At 56.2% G+C, this 3,893-nt stretch carries 3 protein-coding genes and 1 pseudogene; 2 read left to right on the forward strand and 2 right to left on the reverse strand.

All coding sequences use genetic code 11. From position 1 onward, the window contains the following. The first annotated feature begins 142 nt into the window (after nucleotides 1-142). Entirely contained in the window at nucleotides 143-1,015 is an 873-nt protein-coding gene (locus ABMC89_RS18950) for a polysaccharide deacetylase family protein (protein WP_349570789.1), read from the forward strand. 810 nt (nucleotides 1,016-1,825) lie between these two features. Here ABMC89_RS18950 and ABMC89_RS18955 read toward each other — a convergent pair. After that, nucleotides 1,826-2,404: pseudogene (locus tag ABMC89_RS18955) on the reverse strand (IS3 family transposase); the annotation flags it as partial. 143 nt (nucleotides 2,405-2,547) lie between these two features. Here ABMC89_RS18955 and ABMC89_RS18960 point away from each other — a divergent pair. After that, nucleotides 2,548-3,579 carry a Hint domain-containing protein gene (locus tag ABMC89_RS18960; RefSeq protein WP_349570791.1) on the forward strand — a complete coding sequence of 344 codons (1,032 nt, stop codon included), beginning with the start codon at nucleotides 2,548-2,550 and terminating at the stop codon, nucleotides 3,577-3,579. A 132-nt stretch (nucleotides 3,580-3,711) separates the two neighbouring features. On the opposite strand, the gene ABMC89_RS18965 is transcribed toward ABMC89_RS18960, so the two are convergent. After that, the coding region (locus ABMC89_RS18965; RefSeq protein ID WP_349570793.1) for a hypothetical protein at nucleotides 3,712-3,893 on the reverse strand (182 nt) is incomplete at its 5' end.

The raw sequence follows: 3,893 nt of genomic DNA on the forward strand, positions 1-3,893 counted from the left end.
TAACCTGCATATCATGCATCTCATAGAGTGCATCATGTGCAGCAAGCCGTGAAATAAATGAAGTTTTCTCAGGTCCTCCAAGAACCTATGCTGTTGAAAACGCAGCTATCGGCGCCGGCATGACCGGGAAACGGGGATCATCATGTCAGAAACTGAATGCGAAGTGCAGCCCGTCGCGCAGGATCTACGCTGGCCTGGGGGCCACCGGATCGCCGTCGTGTTCAACCTCGCATACGAGATGTGGTCCCCCGGCGTCACCTCGGGTGTCGGTCCGATGGGCAACATGCTGGCAGGCGGTCTGTTCGACCACAATGCCGACAGCTACGGGCGCTACAATGCCACCCACGGCATCCCGCGACTGGTTTCCATTCTTGAACGCCACGACATCCCGGCCACGCTGATGACTTCGGGTCTGGTGGCCGAGGCGTTTCCGGACCGACTGCGCGCCTATGCCGAACGGGGGCACGATATCGTCGGACACGGGCTGGCTCAGAACATGGTCTTTCCGACCCTGTCAAAGCAAGACGCGCTGCATTCAGTCACCCGCACGACCGAACTGATCGAAGCGGCGATTGGCCGTCGTCCCCAAGGCTGGATCAGCCCAAGGGTGACGTCTTCGACCGAGATACACGAAATGCTTTCGGCGCAGGGTTACGCTTGGCACGCCGATGTGCTGGACGGCGACCATCCCTACGTCCAGCACTTCAGAGAGGGCAACATCCTTGCCATCCCCATGTCCGTCGAATTCAATGATCTTCCCCATGCCATGCGCTTTGGTCGGACACCTGGACAATTTGTAGATCTCTTCAAGGAAGCACTAGCCGGGATCAAGGCTCAGCCCACTGAAACGGTTATCCTCGACATATTTGCACACGGTCATTGCTACGGTCGTCCTGCGGCAGCCTGGGCGATCGACGATATTGCAAAATTCTGCCGCGAGGACGGATCGGTCTGGCTGACAACCCGGTCCGAAATCAAGGCGCATTGCGCACACCTGGGCAAACAGGCTGCTTGAGGACATCAGCCCAGTTGCAGAACCCGCCACATACGAAACTTCCGAGAAGCGCCTGCTATCACCTCGAAGCAAATTGGCGTTCAAGTTCATGTTGCATGCGGTCTCAAACGAAAAGAGTCTCGGATGCGTGTCCTGTGCAGTTTCCCGGAACGTATAGAGATATTTCGGAAAGATGGGAGTTAGATCGTCCATCAACATGGATTTCACAGTGAAGATGCGGTGCACAATTGGGCCTTGATCCGATGGCACGATGGCGCTCAGGCGCATGTCGGCAGATTGGCCAAAGAGCTGCCGTAAGTACCCATTCGACAACTTGGAAGTGGAATGATGCGTCCGCTTTGCGTTCGAAGTGGCCATCGGCTGCACGATCCGTAGACGATTGTGAGGGGCTGGTCGCGTCGGGGCTCTCTATGGAGCAACTGCAAAACTTTTCTTCGTGCCACTCGGTAGTTTGTGTTCACTGCCGACTTGCGGCGGTGCAGCGGAAGACGCCCTGCCAAGCTCGAATGGATGTCAGCTTTCTCTGACTTGGCGCGAATTGGGCGCGCTTGCAGCGAATGGCCGGAGTCCGCCCCTAGTGTCTACAGAGTAGCCAAGGTCAAGAACGGCCCAGACCGGACCTTCACCACCCAATCATGGTGCTGCGGTGCGGCCCTTCATTGCGGACTTTCGCCACAAACGCGAAATTGAGTGATGTCTGAATTCACACTTTGCGGACCTTACAGCCGTTCGTCGCGACCATTCAGCTTCCGATGCAACTGCGAAGGGCTGCGAAAGGAAGTGACCTGCTCCCCTTGGAGTCCGCGTTTTTCAGTTAGCTCTGTTCAGGGTTTGGTCTTCCTTTGACCGGTTAGCATATTCGTGTGGCGTCAGACCAGCGAGGCTGGAGTGAGGCCGGTGGTGATTGTAGTCGCCGCGCCATGCCGCAATCATGCGGCAGGCATGGCGCAAAGACGGGAACAGGTGTTCGTTGAGGCATTCCTCGCGCATCCGCCCGTTGAAGCTCTCGACCAGACCGTTTTGCATGGGTTTGCCTGGTGCGATGTAATGCCAATCGACTTTGCGCTCCTCTTGCCACTTGAGCATCGCGTTACTGGTCAGTTCGGTCCCATTGTCGCTGACCACAAGGCAGGGATACCCGCGCAGCTCGGCGATCCGATCCAATTCGCGGGCGACGCGTGCGCCGCCGATGGATGTATCGACCACAGCGGCCAGGCATTCTCGGCTGAAGTCGTCGATAACATTTAGCACGCGGAAGCGACGGCCATCTTTCGGCGCATCCGACATGAAGTCGAGCGACCATCTTTGGTTTGGACCTTGCGGGATTGCCATCGGGGATTTCGTGCCCACTGCGCGCTTGCGTCCGCCCCGTCTACGAACGGCTCCTCCAATTTTTGGGACAACCCAGTCCGGTTGGTGGACCACTGCACTGGGGGGGCTCCAGAAATAGCCTAGTTTATGCCCTGATAATCACGGAATTGAGCGTTACGCCTTATTTCAGAAAGAGCAACGATCCAGAATGGACAGTCATCATGACGACATTGAGTTTCTATGCGCGCGGTGATGGTGCGTCCGCAAACAACGCTGCCCTGAACGTTGACCCCAAGTCACAGCAGGCTACCACGCTTATCACTTTTGACAGCGGCCCCAAAGGTGACCTTGTTCTGGAGGCAAATGGCGGGGGCGTTGACCCTGACACCACCGTGAGAATCAACGGTAACTCTTACAATTTCAAAGTAGAACAAACCGGCGACTTGCCCATCGGCAACGGCAAAGTGCCTGACGCTCTGGAAGGCAGCCAGATTACCGTGATTTCGGTTGTCATCAACGGAGTTTACGAGCGGTTCTTCTTTGTCACCGATGGGTCGGGCACGATGGCGCTGATGGATCAATTCGGTAATGGTGCTGTCCCATTGAGCAACGTCGACACCATGCCGACGGAGGTTTTCATCTGTTATGGTGTGGGCACTGATATCCTCACGCCAACGGGCTACAAAAAAGTCGAAAGTCTGCAACCAGGCGACCACGTGATGACGCTTGACAATGGCGCGCAGGAAATCCTTTGGGCACGCAGAAATGAACAACCGCTTGAGGCTGCCGAGGTGGATGCCAAGCCGGTACTGATCAAAGCGGGCGCACTTGGCCCCGGTCATCCATCACACGATCTGGTTGTGTCGCCGCAGCACCGTATTTTGGTCGGTGGACAAGGCCAGCTTCACAGGGCTTTTGATGCTGAGGTTTTCGTTCCAGCCAAGGCGCTGACCGACCTACCCGGTATTCGGTTCATGCAGGGCAAACGAACGATTACGTGGTTTCATTTTGCATGCGCGCGTCACGAAGTTGTCTTAGCCAACGGATGCGCATCTGAGTCGTTGCTCTTGGGTCCGATTGCGGTTCAAGGGATGACCGGATTAGAAAAGGCACAATTGGTCGCGCTGTTCGGCACCGGACCTTCTTCCAACAAAGCCCTGAACGGACCAACGGCGAGGGACTGCCTAGCCGTGCGTGCAGCCCGCGATAGGCTTTACGCAGGGCAGCGGACTCCGGTTCGCTTAGCGGCTTAACTAACAGATCACTGAGACTTCGCCACATTGGTTCAGCAGTTGGGCTTGTTGGTATATCTGCAAAATCAAAAACCGATGCTAAACCTGTACTTGTTCGCATTATTTGAGAATTTTTTGCAGTACTTCGGAGCGTTAAACGGCCTCATATATATCGACAGTGTCGTCTGCCGGATCGTCCTCGTAGGTGCTGGCGTCGACGTCGGTCTCAAGGCTGAGAGCGGCAATCAGATCGGCGGCGTCGGCCTCGGGATCAGTCGCACCTGCCTCGTATTCTTCCAGTGCGAGGTCATAGGCTTCCATCAGTTCCTCACTGT

It is taken from the genome of Sulfitobacter sp. HNIBRBA3233, from assembly GCF_040149665.1.
GTDB classification, from domain to species: domain Bacteria; phylum Pseudomonadota; class Alphaproteobacteria; order Rhodobacterales; family Rhodobacteraceae; genus Sulfitobacter; species Sulfitobacter marinivivus.